At 49.7% G+C, this 18,877-nt stretch carries 15 protein-coding genes and 1 tRNA gene; 12 read left to right on the forward strand and 4 right to left on the reverse strand.

Features of this window, described 5'->3' with window-relative positions:
• The first annotated feature begins 240 nt into the window (after window positions 1–240).
• The 3 genes from ABWW03_RS19160 to ABWW03_RS19170 are packed head-to-tail and all read left to right on the forward strand — an operon-like array spanning window position 241 to window position 4,348.
• The gene (locus ABWW03_RS19160; protein ID WP_353411150.1) at window positions 241–1,896 is read left to right on the forward strand and encodes a caspase family protein; all 1,656 of its coding nucleotides are present in this window, start codon (window positions 241–243) and stop codon (window positions 1,894–1,896) included.
• Between the two features lie 27 nt (window positions 1,897–1,923).
• Window positions 1,924–2,736, forward strand: a complete 813-nt coding sequence (locus ABWW03_RS19165) for a hypothetical protein (RefSeq protein WP_353411152.1) — start codon at window positions 1,924–1,926, stop codon at window positions 2,734–2,736.
• A 13-nt stretch (window positions 2,737–2,749) separates the two neighbouring features.
• Window positions 2,750–4,348 (forward strand): serine/threonine protein kinase, encoded by a 1,599-nt coding sequence (locus ABWW03_RS19170; protein WP_353411154.1) that lies wholly within the window; start codon window positions 2,750–2,752, stop codon window positions 4,346–4,348.
• A 49-nt stretch (window positions 4,349–4,397) separates the two neighbouring features.
• On the opposite strand, the gene ABWW03_RS19175 is transcribed toward ABWW03_RS19170, so the two are convergent.
• The 4 genes from ABWW03_RS19175 to ABWW03_RS19190 form a co-directional block, all read right to left on the reverse strand.
• The gene (locus ABWW03_RS19175; protein WP_353411156.1) at window positions 4,398–5,624 is read right to left on the reverse strand and encodes a hypothetical protein; all 1,227 of its coding nucleotides are present in this window, start codon (window positions 5,622–5,624) and stop codon (window positions 4,398–4,400) included.
• Entirely contained in the window at window positions 5,624–6,223 is a 600-nt protein-coding gene (locus tag ABWW03_RS19180; RefSeq protein ID WP_353411158.1) for a hypothetical protein, read from the reverse strand. The genes ABWW03_RS19175 and ABWW03_RS19180 overlap by 1 nt, the downstream gene beginning before the upstream one ends.
• Window positions 6,224–6,256: 33 nt before the next feature.
• Complete coding sequence (locus tag ABWW03_RS19185; protein ID WP_353411160.1) at window positions 6,257–7,420, reverse strand: matrixin family metalloprotease; 1,164 nt, start codon at window positions 7,418–7,420, stop codon at window positions 6,257–6,259.
• 351 nt (window positions 7,421–7,771) lie between these two features.
• On the reverse strand, window positions 7,772–8,893 hold the full coding sequence (locus tag ABWW03_RS19190; RefSeq protein WP_353411162.1) for a matrixin family metalloprotease: 1,122 nt from the start codon (window positions 8,891–8,893) through the stop codon (window positions 7,772–7,774).
• Window positions 8,894–9,177: 284 nt separating this feature from the next.
• On the opposite strand from ABWW03_RS19190, the gene ABWW03_RS19195 reads away from it, so the two are divergent.
• From ABWW03_RS19195 to ABWW03_RS19235, 9 genes are all read left to right on the forward strand, one after another.
• Window positions 9,178–9,254, forward strand: a tRNA-Met gene (locus tag ABWW03_RS19195).
• 175 nt (window positions 9,255–9,429) lie between these two features.
• Complete coding sequence (gene rimP, locus ABWW03_RS19200; protein WP_353411164.1) at window positions 9,430–9,882, forward strand: ribosome maturation factor RimP; 453 nt, start codon at window positions 9,430–9,432, stop codon at window positions 9,880–9,882.
• A 55-nt stretch (window positions 9,883–9,937) separates the two neighbouring features.
• Window positions 9,938–11,431 carry a transcription termination factor NusA gene (gene nusA / locus ABWW03_RS19205; RefSeq protein WP_353411166.1) on the forward strand — a complete coding sequence of 498 codons (1,494 nt, stop codon included), beginning with the start codon at window positions 9,938–9,940 and terminating at the stop codon, window positions 11,429–11,431.
• Window positions 11,432–11,452: 21 nt separating this feature from the next.
• Window positions 11,453–14,134 carry a translation initiation factor IF-2 gene (gene infB, locus ABWW03_RS19210; RefSeq protein WP_353411168.1) on the forward strand — a complete coding sequence of 894 codons (2,682 nt, stop codon included), beginning with the start codon at window positions 11,453–11,455 and terminating at the stop codon, window positions 14,132–14,134.
• 15 nt (window positions 14,135–14,149) lie between these two features.
• The gene (gene rbfA, locus ABWW03_RS19215; RefSeq protein ID WP_353411171.1) at window positions 14,150–14,545 is read left to right on the forward strand and encodes a 30S ribosome-binding factor RbfA; all 396 of its coding nucleotides are present in this window, start codon (window positions 14,150–14,152) and stop codon (window positions 14,543–14,545) included.
• 2 nt (window positions 14,546–14,547) lie between these two features.
• Window positions 14,548–15,501 (forward strand): tRNA pseudouridine(55) synthase TruB, encoded by a 954-nt coding sequence (gene truB / locus ABWW03_RS19220; RefSeq protein WP_353411173.1) that lies wholly within the window; start codon window positions 14,548–14,550, stop codon window positions 15,499–15,501.
• Window positions 15,502–15,667: 166 nt separating this feature from the next.
• Entirely contained in the window at window positions 15,668–15,937 is a 270-nt protein-coding gene (gene rpsO, locus ABWW03_RS19225) for a 30S ribosomal protein S15 (RefSeq protein WP_353411175.1), read from the forward strand.
• A gap of 308 nt (window positions 15,938–16,245) precedes the next feature.
• Window positions 16,246–18,381 carry a polyribonucleotide nucleotidyltransferase gene (pnp, locus tag ABWW03_RS19230; RefSeq protein WP_353411177.1) on the forward strand — a complete coding sequence of 712 codons (2,136 nt, stop codon included), beginning with the start codon at window positions 16,246–16,248 and terminating at the stop codon, window positions 18,379–18,381.
• 159 nt (window positions 18,382–18,540) lie between these two features.
• Complete coding sequence (locus ABWW03_RS19235; protein ID WP_353411179.1) at window positions 18,541–18,846, forward strand: SPOR domain-containing protein; 306 nt, start codon at window positions 18,541–18,543, stop codon at window positions 18,844–18,846.
• The last annotated feature ends 31 nt before the right edge of the window (window positions 18,847–18,877 follow it).

Below are 18,877 nucleotides of genomic sequence, written 5' to 3' on the forward strand. Positions count from 1 at the left end.
GCCCCTTTGGGTACTTTTAGGCACGCCTTTCATAGAAGTTTCCCTGTTAGAATCCGCCGCCCGGGCCCCGAAAGCCTAGGGAATACGGTTGTCTCTGAGACTTATACAAGCCTATCATTCATACTAAGTTTTGGTGGTATATCGCCATATATCAGTCTATTAGACTGGTAAGCGCTCGTAATGGCGCTTATCCTGATGCTGCCCTATTTTAGACGTGCAATATTGCCAAAGGTATCGAATATGTTTTCTCGTTCAATTCAGTGGAAAAGGCCGCTCAACCAATTGTTGGCCGCTGCGCTGGGCTCTCTGTTGTTGCCCGCAACCGAGCTACTCGCCAAACCCGCCAGTGTTCAGGACGAAATCAGCGGCTTGTACGTTGTTGATTGTCTTCTGCCTGGGCAGCTTCGAAAGCTGGGGCGCACAACGTATATGACGGCCAGGCGCCCCATAAAGACCACCGCGGCCGATTGCAATATCCGTGGCGGCGAATACACCGCTTATGACAGAGCGAACTATAAGACCGCTCTGAAGGTCTGGATGCCAGCAGCCGAGCAAGGCGATGCGGAAGCTCAGGTCAATGTGGGGGAAATCTTTGAAAAAGGCCTCGGAGGCGATCCGAATTACGAGGCCGCTTTGGTTTGGTATACCAAGGCTGCAGAGCAAGGAAATAAACGTGGGCAGTTTAATCTCGGTACACTATATGAGCAGGGCCTCGGAGTAGAAAAGAACCAGGTGCTGGCGCTTAACTGGTACCGCAAAGCTTGGGGACTGCCTGAAGATAGTGTGATGTTTCAGTCTGTGGCAAATGAACAGCAAGCTGCGCTTAGAAAAGAGTTGGAGGCTGAACTCGCTGAAAAGGATGCTCAGTTAAAGTTGCTGGAAACGCAAATAGAGAGCCTGGAAGAAAAGAACAAAGGCTTGAAAAACACGCAGGCGTTGAATGCGCAGCAGAAGTCTGAATTAAGCCTTCTGAAAGGTTTGGTTAAGGGGTTGAGGGAATCTCAGAAGGCGGCCAAAACCAAATTGGAAGGCTTGGTATTACGGACACCTGTTGCGGTGAGCCAGTACGATTCCGCGCCAACATTAGAAATGGAAAAAAGTGGCAGCGCTAATGACATTAAATTGGACGATTTGAATTTCGGAAAATATTACGCCCTTATCATTGGTAACCAAGATTATGCCATGCTGAATGATCTCAGTACGGTGCGAAACGACGTTAAAGAGCTGGCTGAGCTACTGGATAAGCAGTATGGCTTTGAGGTCCAGCTTCTTCTCAATGGCGATCGGCTCAGTGTGATGAAAGCGGTGAATGCACTCAGTGAACAACTCGAAGAGAACGATAACTTGCTGATTTATTATGCTGGCCATGGCAACCGCATCAGTACCGGTGAACGAGAAGCGGGTTACTGGTTGCCGGTAAATGCGAACCCACCGCCAGATGATAGTAGCTGGGTGCCGAATGAGTTCGTAACCAATCATTTGGCACGGTTGAAAGCCCGCCGTGTGTTTGTCATTTCAGATTCTTGCTATGCGGGCTTATTGTCCAGTTCACCTGGCTATTTGTTCTTTGCGGGTGATAAGAAAACTGAGCAGCAAACGAAGGAATACATCAAGTATAAGCTGCCGCGCCGTTCACGTTTGCTGCTGACATCGGGGGGCGATCGTCCGGTGATTGATAATGGTGACAACGGCCACTCGGTTTTTGCGACAGCGTTGTTGGATAAATTGAAAGACAACAAGCGAATCCTCGCTGCACCAGAATTGTTTCAGGGCATTAAGTCCAAGGTGACAGATGAGGCTGGGAAATATGAATTTCTTCAGGAACCGGTCTACAAAACCATCAAGGGTGCAGGCCATGAAATTGGTGATTTTTTCTTTGTTCCTAAGGGCAGCTAAACCCAATTGGAGCTATGGAAGTCAATAATGGCGGTGTCCAAAACTCGACGCTGCCTGATGCTCTTCCTGGTTCTTTTCATACCGTCGTGCAGCAATCAGCGATTTGATTACTCGGTTTATGTTGAGCAGCATAACTTGCAATCGTTTTGGTTGGATGGTCAGGGGTATCGACATTGGCTGGTGTTTAAACCCGGGCATGTAAGCGACGTGTTAAGGGTGTACCTCAGCGGCGACGGAAGCCCTTGGTTGCATGGCCGATATGTCAACGATGATCCAACACCAGCTAAGCCAGTCGCTCTGAGATTAATGGGGCTTGATCCTTCTCCCGCGCTGTATCTAGGGCGCCCCTGTTATCATGGTCTCGAGTTGGCCTGCGATCCTTCGCTATGGACTGACCGGCGATATTCAAAAGAGGTGGTGGACTCCATGACCTCGTCCCTGAAGCGTTTTTTGGATCAGAAGTACGGCGGCACGATTAAACGCCTGGAACTGATAGGCTATAGCGGCGGAGGAGCCCTTGCCGTGTTGCTGGCTGAACGATTGGAGGCTGTATCAACAGTGATCACCCTTGCGGGTAACCTTGATCATCAAGCCTGGACGGAAAGCTTCTCTTATTTACCCTTGACGGACTCCCTGAATCCGATGAATGATGCTGAGCTCAATGGGGTGTCAGCCTTACACATCGTTGGCTCTGAGGATAAAAATATCAAGCCTGAGTTTGTTGAGGCTTTTGTGAAGAAGCATGGCGGTGAACTTCTCGTGTTGGAAAAGGTTGATCACTCCTGCTGTTGGCTGAAGAACTGGCCCGATTTACTGAAAAAAATTGACCGTTTACATTAGAGATCATTTTGATATGAGTGACGATAAAACAAAAATTACAAACGAAACTGTGGTCTCCGGCGATGCCGATAAAACCCGTATAGCAGATAAGTTTGATGAAGATAAAACGGTCGTGTTACCCAAGGAGAGGGCTGAATCCGAGGAAAAAACACGAATCGTTGGGGATGAAACGACCATTCTGGCAGACTCTTCATCGGGTGGGGCGGATGAAACCACGGTTGTTGTTTCCGGTCCCGCTGATGATGCGACGGTGGTCGCCGGTCAGGAAGCAACGGTTCTGGCTGATGACTCGACGGTTGTCGGCACATCTGCTCAGACCTTGGTGTCTGATGGTACTCGAGCGCCAGGTATCTCCAACAATGCACCATCGGCGTCGCCTTTGGCCAAAATGGTTAAAGGGTATGTGATTAAGGATCGCTTTGTTCTCGAGCGTAAGCTGGGTGAAGGGGGGATGGGGGCCGTATTCCATGCAAGGGATCTGCGTAAAGAAGAAGCGCGTGACCCCAATCCGTATGTTGCCATCAAGGTGATTACCGGGCTTTTACAGAAAAATTCAAAAGCCGTTATTGCTCTCCAACGAGAAACCAAAAAATCACAGACACTCGCACACCCGAATATTATTACCGTCTACGATTTTGATCGAGATGATGACATCTACTATATGACAATGGAGTCCCTGAAGGGGCAAACTCTTGACGATTACATTCAAGCCGGGGAGGGCAGTGCGGAGGAAAAAATTCGCTTTATTAATGATATCGCCAATGGTGTGTCTTATGCGCATCAACGCAATATCATTCACTCCGATCTGAAGCCGGAAAATGTGTTCGTGACCGAGGCTGGTGAAATAAAAATCCTGGACTTCGGTATTGCGAGAGCATTTGCGCAAGGGGAAGAGCAGGCCGCTGACCCCGATGAACTGGTAGGGTTGACGCCGACTTACGCCAGCTATGAAATGTTTGGCGGAGAAGATCCACACCCTAGCGATGATGTATACGCTTTGGGGTTGATCGCTTACGAGCTTCTTAATGGAAACCATCCATTTGGACGTCGCTCTGCTCTGGAAGCTGAAAAGGAAAAGCTTAACGTTAAGAAACTCAAAAATTTGAAGGGTTATCAATGGCAAGCCATAAGTACTGCCCTTCAATTTAAGCGCGAAGGGCGCTTTGATGACGCTATTACGTTTCAACGCAAGTTTTCGGGCTCCGGGCTTTTGGTTAAACGTCTCAGTTTTGCTATGGCGGCTATGCTGGCAGGGTTTGCTGTTTATGTGGCGTTCTTTCAGCCTGAGGCGGGCCCGGATATCCCTTTTGCGGATCTACCTCCTGCGCAGCAACAGAGTATTCTGGCGAAACTGGAGGAAGGGCGTCAGGCGATGCAGTTCGGCGATGTGAACGGTGCGCTGTTCTATTTTGATGCGGCGTATCAGGAGCATCCTAGAAACAAAGAAGCAGTTGCAGAGTTGCAGTTACTGGTTGATAAATTGGTGGCTGACTTTGCGACCCTGGGGTTATCGAAGCAGGAACAGATTGACGCTATTACCGAGCTTTTGAAGTATGAGTCGCTGTCTCAAAATAAGGGTTTGGTCGATTTAAAGAATACATTGGAAAGGTAAGAAGATAGCGAATAAGGAACTGTGGTTCCTTATTCGCAGAGAGTGGCTATTACTCAGCTTGGGTGCTGATGACGTTAAATTTCTGGGCGGCGTTGTCCCATTCCAATCTAACGGTGTAGTTGACATTGTCAGCGTTCACGTTATTCAACGTTACGGTCTTCTGGTTGCTAATAGAGCTGCTACCCGCAATATTAACATTGTCGATAAAGCTGTCGTTGAAGCGTGCAACGGTAAAGCTGCGGTTTACTGTTACGACATTATCATCCACATCGTAGGCGCGAACTGATATCTGATGTTGACCATTAGTGAGCGATGCCCAGTTAAAGATCATCGAGAATCCCGAATTGCCTGACTTGGGGTACTGGCTGAACGTACTAGCTACATCGGATCGTACACTGCCGTAAGGAACCGGTTGGAAGGCTCCACCGTCGATGCTTAATTCAACCAATCGAATATCTTTTAAGCCAATCGCCCAGCCACGGATATTGCTGATACCGCTTTTGATCTGGCTATTGTTCGGCTCTTCTACCGCTAAGCGAATGTCCGGATCGGTGCTGGTGACCGGGTTGGGGTACAGGATCCGCATACCCTGAAGGTCATCGCTTGTCGGATTGGTGATCGAACGTGTTGCCGAGTTCGGGTGCATGATAGATGGAATATTAGGTTCTTCTATCAAGCCTAGGGCAAAGCCGATTTGTTTGATCGCGAGTCGCCTTGCATCCAGTGGGGTGGTTGCTGAGCCTGGTGTCGCTGAAGAGGAAAAGCTATTGTTGTGGATATCATACTGAAAGCTGTTATTGAATATGATATCCGCTTCCTGATAGCGAGCGGGCTGATTGGATATGCTTCTCAGCAAGGTAACGGCATATACATCGCTGCCAAATTCGCTACCGCAAACATCGTCGTCGAGTCCAATACCGTTTTCAACGGCTGCCGTGGTGCCACGTGCTGGGTTGCTGGCATTAGGGTTAACGACAGGAGTGCCAATAACAGCGCCTGCTGTCCCGGTGTATCCGTCACATGGATTACGGGTTTCATTGATAATCGTAATGTCGAGCCCCTGAACGGGGTTGTCCCAAGCCACTGCGGCTTGTTGAACAATAAAATTCCATGTAATTGGATTGTTATCCAAATCCAGTGAAGGTACGGTCGCTGGAATACCTACATACAATCTAAATTTGCCGTCTTCCCACTTTGAGCCACTGACTTGATAGGCGCTAGCGGTAGAGGCAATGGCGGCACTGAGCGTTAGTGCCGCTGCTTGCCAAATTTTCATTATTTCAGGCCTCGAATAGCATCCTTAAATGAAGTCAGGTCCATAACCTGTTTTGCACCGGTATCCGTCGATACTCCGGCAGCGGTATGATTGTTGATCTTAAGCTGGCTGCTGTCGGCGGTTTTGCCGGTACTGATCGACGTGATGGCCTGGCCCAGGCTGTTATACATACTGTCTCCAGCACTGCCGGGTTTGACGATAAAGTGACCTTGGCCCCAACCTCGTAGAGGGTGAACAGTACTGCCATCCATTTTTTCAACAAAATAAACACCGCGCTCACCAAAAGAAGGCAGTTTCATGTCGCCGACTCGCATGGTGACGCCATTGGCGGTACCGCCAAGATAGCGCAGTTCTACAGTATTTTGTGCGTACTTGCCCCGAACGACATCGGCAACTTCAAAAGTCACATAGGTGAATACCTTTTTGCCGACGGTTTCAGAGCGAATGCCAACAACTTGGCCTTCAAAAATCATGTCGGAGGTGGTCGCCAATTCGCTGACGGTTTTTTGAGCTACGCTGCTAGCAGAGGCATTAGTCGCAGGTAGGATCATGGCACATGCCAGTACGGCGGTTGTGAAAGTGCTACGTAAAGTGTTCATTGCTTATACCTTTAATATCCTAGAGCCTGGCTCTCAAAATAGTTTGATGATGTTAATGATGTCGAATTGCTGGCTGGCCGTGTTCCACTTCAAAATTACCCGGTAAGGCTTGCCTTCTACCATGACATCGTCAAGGGTCACCTGATCTCCGGCGGTGCTCACAGAGCCGGCCAGTTTCACAAGGTTTGATGAAGAAATAAAATTGGTGCCAAACTTTTTAACGATGGCTAATCCGCTGTCAGTGGCAATGTTTCCAAGCTTATCAATTGCACGCGCAATTACCGTATGCGGACCTTCATCGAACTCTGACCAGTTTACGGTCATTGAAAAACCGGAATTGCCGGCATTGGGGTAGCTTGGGTAGTTGGAACCGACATCGCTTCGGGCACTGCCGTATGGGCTGTTGCCCTGAAGGTCGTTATCAATATAAATCTCAACTTCCGCAATACCTGATGCCGCTACGGCCCAGCCTCGAACATTACCGACACCGGAAGAAATTTGATTGGTGCTTGGCTCTTCCAGATTAACGACTAGGGGAGAATTCGGGGTTGCATATAGGGCGTTTAGACCCTCGAAATCGTCGGGGGTTGGACGCTCCATATTGGCGTCGTTAATATTGATAGCGTCATCGTAAAACGGCGCCATAATCGACAAGTTGGTTGTTTCGTGGTCCAAGCCAAATAAGTGCCCCAGTTCGTGAACTGCAACTCGCTTAAAATCGAAAATATTGGTCCGGATTGGACCGCTGTATACATCCCAGTTGACACCGGAGTTAAACAGAATGTCACTATTGCTATAAAAGCCACCGCTTGAAAACTGAACGTTTACGGCTAGGGTGCCAGCATTCCACGCTGTACCACACACGGTCCCGGCAAAAGATACACCTGAAAGGTTGCCATCATGAGGGGACACAAATCCACCAGAAGCGTTGGCAATGCCTGCACAAGGGTCTGCTGTTGCAGCCACTTTGTTAATCTGGAGGCCGGACGACCCCTGAGCCCAGGAATCAATGGCTTCAGACATGGCATCGTTCCAGATGGTCAGGCCTTGCAAAGGTGCACCTGGAACAATAGGAATATAGTTAATCGTTACTTGGTTATCGCGCCAGCGAGGACCGATTAATTCGAAGGACTGGACAGGAAAAGCAATAGCGGCACCGAGTGCCCCTGCCAGTAAAACTCTAGCTGATTTCTTCATGGTCTCACGTTATCCATTTGAGCCTGAGTCAATTATAGACGTAGTTTGCAAACTTTGCTTTCTAAGCGCCTGATTTTGCGGGAGTTTCAGGGTCTGAAAATCCCAAAAAAACACAATGGTCGATTATTGGCCATCTATGCGGATAATGCAATCTTATCCAAGGCGAAAAGCGTATGTTAGTTCACTAAAAGGCCAAATTTTGATGTTTAAGTCTCTATTTCGAGGGTTAAAAATCCCAAATTTGATGCTTTTTATATGGGCATAGGCAAATTTAGCGGAATCTCTGGCCGGTTCCAGCAACTACTGATCATTGGCAGATAAATAGCCCTGGTCGGCTCGATTTAGGGGATGCTAGTTAATTTCGGCGACATCCCACTTCTGTGTGGCGGTATTCCAGCGTAAGACGACCTTGTACGTTTTGCCGTCTGCCCTGACTTGGTCAAGCGTGATAGTACGAGGATCGGTAACTGTCGCGGCACTGAGGATTTCTACTTGATTTGGGTCACTGATAAAGGCGTTATCGAAGGCGTGTACGGTAAAGGTGGTGCTTTGAGATTCCACGCCACCTGAACTGTCAAACGCACGAATCTCCATTGTGTGCTGACCGGTAGACAGGTTGCCCCAGTTGTAGATCATGGAGAAGCCTGACTTTGAGGCATTCGGGTAATTGGAGAACGTTTGGCCCACATCGGCGCGCTCGCCTCCATAGGGAATGTCGCTCACATAAGCATTGTCTATATAGAGGGCGATACGCTGAATCGTGTTAAGGCCGACGGCCCAGCCTCGGATATTGGTGACACCGTTGGCAGCTTGACTGGATGACGGCTCTTCCAGGCTGGCGCGAATAGCAGGAGTGTTACCGCCACCACCGGTTGCTTGTGAATAGATAGTGCGGGCCCCTGTGAGGTCGTCCGTTGTCGGGTCAAATATGCTGCCAATAAAGGGGGCCATAATAGCGGCATTGGTTTCTTCATGGTCCAGACCAATTAAATGCCCAAACTCATGCACGGCTACTCGGCGAAAATCCAGGGATGATCGAGTGCTGCCGTCATATACGCTCCAGGATTCGCTGCTGTTAAAGACGATGTCAGATTCGCTGTAGCGGGAGCCAATGCTGCGAGACAGCGTGACTGCTATAACGTCGGTACCAAAGGCTTCTCCGCAGGAGTCTGTATAAAAGCCGCTGGCATTTTGGTTGTCTTCCGGAAATGCTGAGACATAGCCCGCACAGGGGTGGCCACCATTTGAGCTGTAATTCAGGTTCAGGCCATCAACTTGGGTTCCCCATTTGTTCGCTGCTTCCCTCATGGCTGTGCCCCAATTGAAACCGTTGGGGTTGTGATTGCCTGGAAATGAGGTATCAAAGCTGACATTACCATTTTCCCACTTGGGGCCAATTAGCTTGAAGGCAAAACTTGGGGCGCTGAGAGCAAGGCAGCCAACAGTGAGAGGCAATAAGCAACGTTTTAACATAATTCGGATCCGCAAACTGACAAATAACCCCGGAATTGTATACCAAGGGCAAAGAATGAATCTGATAACTATATAATGATATCGCGACTTTGCGTTAATGCTTGACCGTGTGGCGCCATCTACGCGCCGTTAGGCGGAATAGGGCGCCCTTTTTACATTTTGCTTTAATAATAGACAAGGTATTGAGAAATAAGACAAAACTGTAATAAAGGACTTGACGCCCCCCATGGGCCTCCCTATAATTCGCGGCCTTGGTTGAGGGCAAGCCCTTTTAACCATGTTGATGCGGGGTGGAGCAGCTTGGTAGCTCGTCGGGCTCATAACCCGAAGGTCGTTGGTTCAAATCCAGCCCCCGCTACCAAATTCAGCGCGTGGCATTACTTAATTTGGTAGTGTGGACGCCTTCGATAGGCCCCTTATTAGGGGCTTTTTCGTATCTGAGCGTTGGCGAATTTTGCGCCAAATGATGGAAATGGGCTTTAGGCCCATTTTTTGTAGCTGTCTATAGGTGGTATTGACCGCCGGGAAAAAGATTTATGGCATCTAAACAGCAATTGGAGGAGCTACTGCGGCCAGTGGTAGAATCCCTTGGTTGCCAGCTGTGGGGCCTGGAGTATTTGTCACAGGGTCGTCACACAACCTTAAGACTCTATATCGAGTCGCCTGATGGAGTTGGCTTGGAGCAATGTGAACAGGTCAGTCGACAGGTAAGCGCGGTGATGGATGTTGAAGATCCTATTACCGGCGAGTACACCCTGGAGGTATCTTCTCCGGGTTTGGATCGTCCTTTATATACCATTGAGCAGTATCAGCAGTATGTTGGTGAAAAGGTTAGCCTGCGTTTGCGTCAAGCCTTTGAAGGCCGTCGTAAGTTTCAGGGGCTGCTGAATGGTGTTGAAGGCGACGAAATTTTGTTGGTAGTCGATAACGAAGAGTATGTACTGCCAATTGAGTGGATTGAAAAAGCCAATGTCGAGCCAAGCTTTTAAAGGCTTCGATATTAACTAATGCGATTGCAATTAAGTGGTGGATTAAGAGGCACTTATGAGTAAAGAAATTTTATTGGTAGCTGATGCGGTTTCCAATGAGAAAGGCGTCGACAGGGAAATCATTTTTGAAGCTATTGAATTGGCTCTGGCGACTGCGGCTAAAAAACGTTACGAAGAAGAATCAGATATCTATGTGGTGATTGATCGCCGCACGGGTGATTACGAAACCTTCCGCCGCTGGGAAGTAGTTGACGATGATACTCTGGCAATTTTGGGCACGCAGTTCACCACGGAAGAGGCCGCTGAAGCTAATCCTGAATTGAACATTGGTGATGTGCATGAAGAGCAAATCGAAAACGTCGATTTTGGTCGAATCGCAGCACAAACTGCTAAGCAGGTCATCGTGCAGAAAGTGCGCGAAGCTGAACGCGCCCAGATTGTTGATGAGTACCGCGATAAAGTTGGCGAGTTGATCAGTGGAACCGTCAAAAAAGTTACTCGCGACAACATCATTGTTGACTTGGGGAATAATGCTGAAGGTTTGCTTGCGCGTGATCAGTTGGTCGGTCGCGAAGTTTTCCGTATGGGAGATCGAGTGCGAGCTTTCCTGATGGATGTTCGCCCCGAAGCTCGTGGTCCACAGCTGTACCTAAGCCGCTCTGCGCCGGGTATGCTGATCGAATTATTTAAAATCGAAGTGCCTGAAATTTCAGAAGAAGTTATCGACCTCAAAGGTGCTGCACGCGATCCAGGCTCTCGAGCGAAGATTGCGGTTTCTACTAACGACGGACGAATCGATCCAGTTGGTGCTTGTGTGGGTATGCGCGGTTCTCGAGTTCAGGCCGTGTCCAATGAATTGGGCAACGAGCGCATCGATATCGTTTTATGGGATGACAACCCGGCTCAGTTTGTTATTAATGCGATGGCTCCTGCTGAGATTGAATCCATTGTCGTTGATGAAGATTCTTCTTCAATGGATGTCGCTGTTGAAGATGACAATTTGGCCCAGGCTATTGGTCGTGCTGGTCAGAATGTTCGCTTGGCTTCTGAGCTCACCGGTTGGGAAATCAACGTCATGAGCGTTGCCGAGTGGGAAGAAAAACAGCAGGCCGAAAGTGGCAACTACATGGAGCTCTTTATGGAAGCTCTGGATGTTGATGAGGATGTTGCTGGCGTTTTGGTTGAAGAGGGCTTCACCTCTTTGGAAGAGGTTGCTTATGTGCCTCTGGAAGAAATGTTGAACATTGAAGGCTTTGATGAAGACATTGCTGAAGAGCTGCGTGCGCGTGCGAAAGATGCCTTGTTAACACAAGCATTGGCGACGGAAGAAGCCATCGAAAGTGCTCAGCCTGCTGAAGACCTGTTGACAATGGAAGGCATGGACAAGGCCTTGGCCGTTCAGTTGGCCAGTCGTGGTATTCCAACGATGGAAGATCTTGCCGAGCAGTCCGTTGATGAATTGATGGAAATTGACGGCATGGATGAAGAGCGTGCCGCGGCCCTGATTTTGAAAGCGCGTGAACCCTGGTTTGCAGAAGACGCGGAATAATTGAATAACTGAGGAAAGATAATGGCTGAAGTAACAGTAAGCGAACTTGCCAAATCCGTAGGTGCCTCAGTTGAGAGGCTCCTCTCTCAAATGAAAGATGCAGGTTTGCAGCAGACGTCTGCTGAGCAGACAGTGACTGATGAAGAAAAGCAGACCCTATTGGCTTTTTTAAAGAGCAGTCATGGTGATACTGGCGAAGCGCCGAAAAAGATTACTCTGAAGCGTAAAACCACGACCACGTTAAAAACAGGCAGCGGTGCTGCACGTAAAACGGTCAACGTTGAAGTTCGTAAGAAGCGTACTTATGTTAAGCGTGACCCGATTGAAGAGCAGGAACTGGAAGAGCAGGTACAAGCAGTTGAAGAGGTCGCTGTTGAAGCGGTTGAGCCGGAGCCAAAACCAGAACCCGTTGTTGCTGAAACTGTTCAGGAAACACCCGAGTCGGTGGTAGAAGAAAGTCCTGTTGAGGAAGCCCCTAAACAGGAAGAGCAGGCATCCAGTTTTGTTGATGAAGCAGAACAGAAGCGTATGGCTGCAATTGAAGCTCGCCGAAAGGCTGAGGAAGAAGCACAGCGAAACAAGGAAGAAACTGCTCAAAAGAAAAAGCAGGAAACGTCCAGTAAGCCTAAATCTGATGCCTCTCCAGCTGATCGCGCGGCGATTGAAGCGGCTAGCAAAGATGAAGACAAGGGTAAGCACGGTCAAGCTCCGAAGAAACGTGCTAAGCACGAAGAAGAGCCGGAAGAGATTGATAAGCCTAAAAAGGTTGTTAAGAAGCCTACTGGCACCAAGAAGGCTCCGAAGGTTGATTTGTCAGTATTGGATGATGAAATTGAGCCGGTACTGAAAGAAGCCCCGCGTCGATCCAAGCCAAGCGGTAGGCCCGCGAAGCGCGCATCGATTAAGTTGGCTGGTAATAAACATGGCTTTAAACGGCCAACAGGAAAAATTGTGCACGAAGTAGAGATTGGCGAGAACATTGTAGTTTCTGAGCTGGCTCAGCAAATGAAGGTGAAAGGTGCCGAAGTTGTTAAAGCGCTGATGAAAATGGGCGTAATGGCAACCTTGAACCAGTCCATCGATAGTGAAACGGCCACTTTGCTGGTGGAAGAGATGGGCCATAAAGCGGTTGAGAAAGTTGAAAACACTCTTGAGACCCAGCTGGAACAAAGCTTGTCTACAGAAGATGGTGAAAAAGCACCACGCTCACCTGTAGTTACAGTCATGGGCCACGTTGACCATGGTAAAACGTCATTGCTGGATTACATCCGCAAGACAAAGGTGACCTCCGGTGAGGCTGGTGGTATCACCCAGCATATCGGCGCCTACCGTGTGCCTACCAGTCATGGTGAAATTGCCTTCTTGGATACTCCGGGCCACGCCGCCTTTACTGCAATGCGTGCGCGTGGTGCGCAATGTACCGATGTGGTTATTCTGGTTGTAGCTGCAGATGATGGTGTGATGCCACAAACCGAAGAGGCTATTCAACACGCTCGTGCTGCTGGTGTGCCTTTGGTCGTAGCGATCAACAAGATTGATAAAGAAACCGCTGATCCTGATCGTGTTAAGAACGAATTGGTCGCGAAAGAAGTGGTTCCTGAAGATTGGGGTGGCGACACTCAGTTCATTAGTGTGTCTGCCCACACAGGTCAGGGTATTGATGAGCTGCTTGAAGCGGTTTCCTTGCAGGCTGAACTGCTTGAATTGGAAGCGCCGATCAACGTACCTGCTCGCGGTGTAGTTGTTGAATCTCGTATGGAAAAAGGCCGCGGTGTTGTCGCTACCTTGCTGGTTCAAGGCGGTAGTCTGAAGCGCGGTGATGTTATCCTGGCTGGCCAAAGTTATGGTCGTGTTCGTGCCATGGTGAATGAACATGGCAAGCAAGTAAAAGACGCGGGTCCATCAACCCCGGTTGAAATCCTGGGCTTGGATTCCGCTCCAAATGCGGGTGACGAGTTTGCTGTTCTGGCCGATGAGCGTCAGGCACGTGAACTCGCTACTGAGCGTGCTGATAAAGCTCAGCAGGAGCGTCAGCAGCGTCAGCAAGCGGCTAAATTGGAAAACATGTTTGCCAACATGGGTGCTGCGGATAAGAAAATCCTGCCTGTTGTCTTGAAGACCGATGTGCGTGGTTCTCTTGAAGCTATCGCGGCAGCATTGGCCGATGTGGGTAACGACGAAGTCGAAGTTAATGTGGTTTCCTCAGGTGTTGGCGGCATTACCGAGAACGACGTGAACCTGGCACTGACCACAGGCGCTATTATTATTGGTTTTAACGTTCGTGCGGCGGCCTCAACTCGTGCTCTGGCGGAAGCTGAATCCATTGAAATTCGTTATTACAGCATTATTTATCAGCTGATTGATGAAGTGAAAGGCGCATTGTCTGGCATGTTGGAGCCTGAACGCGTCGAAGAAATTGTCGGTATTGCGGATGTGCGTGAAGTATTCCGCTCTCCGAAGTTTGGCCAAGTCGCAGGTTGTATGGTTACCGAAGGTACAGTTTACCGAAGCAAGCCCATTCGTGTACTGCGCGACAATGTTGTGATCTTCGAAGGTGAGCTGGAGTCTCTGCGTCGCTTTAAAGATGATGTGCAGGATGTCCGTAATGGTATGGAATGTGGTATCGGCGTGAAAGACTACGACGTTAAAGTCGGTGACCAGATCGAAGTGTACGACGTGAAAGAGGTTGCGCGCGAGCTGTAAGCTGGCGCCCGAGTAATGGCAAGAGAATTTAAGCGTACCGATCGGCTGGGCGATGCTATTCAGCGTAGCTTGGCTCAGCTGATACAGTTTGAAGTCCGTGACCCTCGTGTTCCGATGGTGAACGTTAACGACGTGCAAGTCAGTCGTGACCTATCCATGGCTAAGGTGTATGTCGCTTTTGTTGGCGAGGATGATCCGAAAAAGTGTGAAGAGGCGGCGTTGGCTTTGAATAATGCCGCTGGATTCTTACGCAGCCAGTTGGCTCGCGAGCTAGATGTGCGCACTACCCCTCGTTTGCAGTTCCATTATGATCCGACCGCGTTGAGCGGAAACCGCATGAGTCGACTGATTGACGATGCGGTTGCCAAGGATCGTGCTCATCATGGCGACGAATCTGAAAGCGCAGAGTAGTTATGGGGCGTAAACGATTTAAAGGACGCGCGCTTGATGGCGTGTTGGTCCTGCATAAAGATGGCGGCATGACCTCCAACGATGCGTTGCAACAAGCAAAACGTTTGTTTTTCGCTGCTAAAGCCGGGCATACCGGTGCTCTGGATCCTTTGGCAACAGGTGTTTTGCCTTTGTGTTTTGGCGAAGCCACCAAGTTTTCCCAGTATCTTTTGGATGCCGACAAGCGTTACCGCAGCACGTTCTGCCTGGGCGTCAGTACGGAAACAGGAGACTCGGACGGTGAAGTCCGGGCTCGCCATTCGGTCAATGAGTTGACCGAGGAGAGAATTGCGACAGCCCTGGAAAACTTTCGGGGCGATATCAAGCAAGTGCCATCTATGTACTCGGCACTAAAGCATCAGGGGCAGCCACTTTATAAGCTCGCCCGTCAGGGAATTGTGGTTGAGCGTGAGCCACGTTCTGTCACGGTTTATGAGCTGAAGCTGCTGGACTATCGCAGTTCAGAATGCCTGAGTGAAGATTATGCCGAGCTTGATGTGGAAGTTTTCTGCTCCAAAGGAACCTATATTCGCAGCATTGCTGAAGATTTAGGGGAATTGTTGGGATGTGGTGCTCATGTCAGTGTGTTGCATCGCGTGGCTGCAGGTCCGTTTGAAGAGTCTCAGGCAATCAGCCTTGATAAGCTTGGCGAGGAGCGTGGTGACGGATTGGCTGAGCAGTTAGATCATCACCTGCTGGCCGTCGATGCACCTGTTGCTCAGTTACCGAGCCTGGTGCTGCCAGATGACTCTGCCTATTACTTTAAGCAGGGCAATGCAGTGATGGATGCCCAGGTCTATCGTCTGGGCGATGAAGGTGATATGGTGCGGGTTTTTGACTCCGCAGAACGTTTTTTAGGCGTTGCTGAGTTAACGGATGATGGTCGAGTGGCGCCCAAGCGCTTATTGGCCAGCTAATTATTTAGGTTTAGTCGCTAAAAGCGGCTAAAATACAGAATCCAACCTCGTGTTGGTCGCCTGGCAGATGTATCGCCGGGCAGCATGCCCTGATGGGCTTAGCCCCGCTGTAAATATGCACGGCTGGGCTGAATGACTTTATTGCATATTAAACGAGGATATGACTATGGCACTAAGTGCTCAAGAAAAAGCTGCGATTGTTGAAGAACATGCTCGTGGTGAAGGTGACACTGGTTCTCCAGAAGTTCAAGTAGCTCTGTTGACTCACAACATCAACAAGCTGCAAGGTCACTTTTCTGATCATAAGCAAGATCACCACTCTCGCCGCGGTCTGATCCGCATGGTAAACCAGCGTCGCAAGTTGCTGGATTACTTGAAGGGTAAGGACTTGAATCGTTACGCCGCCCTGATTAAGAAGTTGGGTCTGCGTCGATAAGACCTTCGAAAGTGCCCGCTTGCGGGCACTTTTTTATTTTGCCCCTCTGAAAAATGTGGCCACTTGGCCTCGTTTCGATAAAGCAGCCGCATCCCGAGGATGATCGGCGGGTTTATCCTGAATTTCCCAAATGGGCAAGGTGCCTGTTTGGTTAATCCGACTGTGTCGGTATAGGGTGTTCAGAACTTATTGGCGGGAGGAGATTCGTTCCCGTTGATAAAAGCTGACACTCGAATTGTATCAATCCCTCTGGCAATGGGGCCCGAGGGCAGAGAAGACATATATAGAAGATAAAAGAAGGAAACGTCGTGAATCCAGTAATCAAGACATTCCAATACGGTAATGAGACCGTAACTCTGGAAACCGGCCGAATCGCCCGTCAGGCGACAGGCGCGGTTATGGTAACCATTGGTGAAACCAGCGTATTGACCACCGTAGTTGGTGCCAAGAGCGCTCGTGAAGACCAGGACTTTTTCCCACTGTCAGTACACTACATCGAGAAAGCCTACGCGGCTGGCAAGATTCCAGGTGGATTCTTCAAGCGTGAAGGTCGTCCATCTGAAAAAGAGACATTGACCTCTCGTTTGATCGACCGCCCGATTCGTCCGCTGTTCCCGAACGGCTTTATGAATGAAGTGCAGGTCGTGTGTACCGTGATGTCCACCGACAAGAAAACTGATCCGGATATTGCGTCCATGATTGGTACTTCAGCGGCTTTGGCCATCTCTGGCATTCCTTTCGCCGGCCCGATTGGTGCGGCTCGTGTCGGTTATACCGAAGCCGATGGCTATTTGTTGAACCCCACTTATGAAGCTCTGGCAGGTTCTGAGTTGGACATGGTGGTAGCCGGTACCCAAGACGCGGTTCTGATGGTGGAATCTGAGGCGGCTGAATTGCCAGAAGACATCATGTTGGGCGCAGTACTGTACGCTCACCAAGAGCTGCAAGCGGTTATTCAGGCCGTTGCCGAGTTGGCTACAGAAGCGGGTAAGGAAGCTTGGCAGTGGACTGCTCCTGCTGTAAATGAAGAATTGAGCGCGCAAGTGGCCGCGCAGTTTGGTGGCGGTATTGGCGACGCTTATCGCATCACCGATAAGATGGAGCGTTACAACGCCTTGGGTGCTTTGCGTGATCAGGCAGCTGAGACTCTGGCAAACGAAGATGCTGGTGTAAGCGCTGATGAAGTCCGCTCTATTTTCAGCAAGCTGGAAAAGAAAACAGTTCGTTCCCGCGTTGTTGCCGGCGAGCCACGTATTGACGGCCGTGACAACAAAACGGTTCGCGCCATCGAAGTGGAGGTTGGTGTGTTGCCGAAGGCGCACGGTTCGGCTCTGTTCACCCGTGGTGAAACCCAGGCGATCGTTGTCAGCACATTGGGTTCTGCCCGTGATGCCCAGATCATCGATGCTCTGGAAGGCGAGCGCCGTGACAATTTTATGTTGCACTATAACTTCCCTCCATACTCTGTTGGCGAAGCCGGCCGTATGGGCGGTACAGGTCGTCGCGAAATTGGCCACGGTCGTTTGGCGCGTCGTGGTGTTGCTGCCGTTCTGCCAACCGAAGAGGCGTTTCCATACACCATGCGTGTAGTGAGTGAGATTACCGAGTCCAACGGTTCTTCCTCCATGGCATCCGTATGTGGTTCCAGCTTGGCGTTGATGGATGCAGGTGTTCCTTTGAAAGCCCCTGTTGCCGGTATCGCTATGGGTCTGGTGAAAGAAGACGAAGGTTTTGCGGTTCTAACCGATATTCTGGGTGATGAGGATCACCTGGGTGATATGGACTTTAAAGTAGCGGGCACCTCTTCTGGTATCACTGCTCTGCAGATGGACATCAAGATCGAAGGTATTACCGAAGAGATCATGAGCATCGCTTTGGAGCAGGCACTGGCGGCACGTTTGCACATTCTGGGCGAGATGAACAAGGTCATCGAAACCGCTCGCGAAGAAGTGAACGACAATGCGCCTCGCTTTGAAACCATCAAAATCGACCCCGACAAGATTCGCGATATCATCGGTAAAGGCGGTGCGACCATTCGTGCCCTGACCGAAGAAACTGGCGCGTCTATCGATATTGAAGATGATGGCACTGTGAAGATCTACAGTGATGATGCGGATTCATTGAAAGCGGCTCTGGACAAAATCCAGGCGATCACCGCTGAAGCTGAAATCGGTGCTATCTATGAAGGTAAAGTGGTTCGCATCGTGGACTTTGGTGCATTTGTAAACTTCTTGCCAGGTAAAGATGGTCTGGTTCATATTTCCCAGATTGCGGAAGAGCGTGTAAATGCTGTGACCGATTACCTTGAAGAAGGTCAAATGGTTAAGGTTAAATGCCTGGATGTTGACCAGCGTGGCCGCATCAAGCTGTCCATTAAGGAAGCTGCGGCAGAAGCGGGTGAAGCCCAATCCGGTGAATCAGCCCCTGAGGCCGACGCCGAATAAGCCACTTTTCCTTAGTTGGTAAAGTTAAGCCCGCCGTTGGCGGGCTTTTTTGTGCCTTTGGATTTGAGCATCCATTGAATAATGCCTGATAGTCGTTGAGGTTCTACGGTGCTGTTGACAATAAAAGTATGGATATCCATTGTATTATTGGCCTGCCTGATGAGTTCGGATCTGCAGGCGGCTCAGTATGACCGGGTTTTCACTATTCAGCTTGGGGCGTATCGCACTGCGGAAGCCAGGGCCGAGCTCATTGAAAAGTACCGGCAATTCCCCCTGTACTGTCGTCGAAATAGCCGGAACGCCTTTGTGGTTTACTATGGTGTTTTCGAAAGTTACAAAGATGCCCATCCACATTTGCAGGACCTGCCTGGGCAGGATAAATTAGGCGCTTATATTGTGAAATTAGACAATGTAAGTCTGAAGCCCTGCATTAACTTGGCATCCAAACTCCAAAGCCTGATTTGAACTCGAGTTCTTTGAATTCTTGGCTTGGGTC

Origin of the sequence: Pseudoteredinibacter isoporae, from assembly GCF_040372805.1 — a bacterium.
GTDB lineage: Bacteria > Pseudomonadota > Gammaproteobacteria > Pseudomonadales > Cellvibrionaceae > Pseudoteredinibacter > Pseudoteredinibacter isoporae_A.

Bases quoted from the DNA above. Each gene is read 5' to 3' on its own strand.
- ABWW03_RS19160 (WP_353411150.1), top strand. From the start codon at position 241: ATGTTTTCTCGTTCAATTCAGTGGAAAAGGCCGCTCAACCAATTGTTG.
- ABWW03_RS19165 (WP_353411152.1), top strand. From the start codon at position 1,924: ATGGCGGTGTCCAAAACTCGACGCTGCCTGATGCTCTTCCTGGTTCTT.
- ABWW03_RS19170 (WP_353411154.1), top strand. From the start codon at position 2,750: ATGAGTGACGATAAAACAAAAATTACAAACGAAACTGTGGTCTCCGGC.
- ABWW03_RS19175 (WP_353411156.1), bottom strand. From the start codon at position 5,624: ATGAAAATTTGGCAAGCAGCGGCACTAACGCTCAGTGCCGCCATTGCC.
- ABWW03_RS19180 (WP_353411158.1), bottom strand. From the start codon at position 6,223: ATGAACACTTTACGTAGCACTTTCACAACCGCCGTACTGGCATGTGCC.
- ABWW03_RS19185 (WP_353411160.1), bottom strand. From the start codon at position 7,420: ATGAAGAAATCAGCTAGAGTTTTACTGGCAGGGGCACTCGGTGCCGCT.
- ABWW03_RS19190 (WP_353411162.1), bottom strand. From the start codon at position 8,893: ATGTTAAAACGTTGCTTATTGCCTCTCACTGTTGGCTGCCTTGCTCTC.
- rimP (WP_353411164.1), top strand. From the start codon at position 9,430: ATGGCATCTAAACAGCAATTGGAGGAGCTACTGCGGCCAGTGGTAGAA.
- nusA (WP_353411166.1), top strand. From the start codon at position 9,938: ATGAGTAAAGAAATTTTATTGGTAGCTGATGCGGTTTCCAATGAGAAA.
- infB (WP_353411168.1), top strand. From the start codon at position 11,453: ATGGCTGAAGTAACAGTAAGCGAACTTGCCAAATCCGTAGGTGCCTCA.
- rbfA (WP_353411171.1), top strand. From the start codon at position 14,150: ATGGCAAGAGAATTTAAGCGTACCGATCGGCTGGGCGATGCTATTCAG.
- truB (WP_353411173.1), top strand. From the start codon at position 14,548: ATGGGGCGTAAACGATTTAAAGGACGCGCGCTTGATGGCGTGTTGGTC.
- rpsO (WP_353411175.1), top strand. From the start codon at position 15,668: ATGGCACTAAGTGCTCAAGAAAAAGCTGCGATTGTTGAAGAACATGCT.
- ABWW03_RS19235 (WP_353411179.1), top strand. From the start codon at position 18,541: ATGAGTTCGGATCTGCAGGCGGCTCAGTATGACCGGGTTTTCACTATT.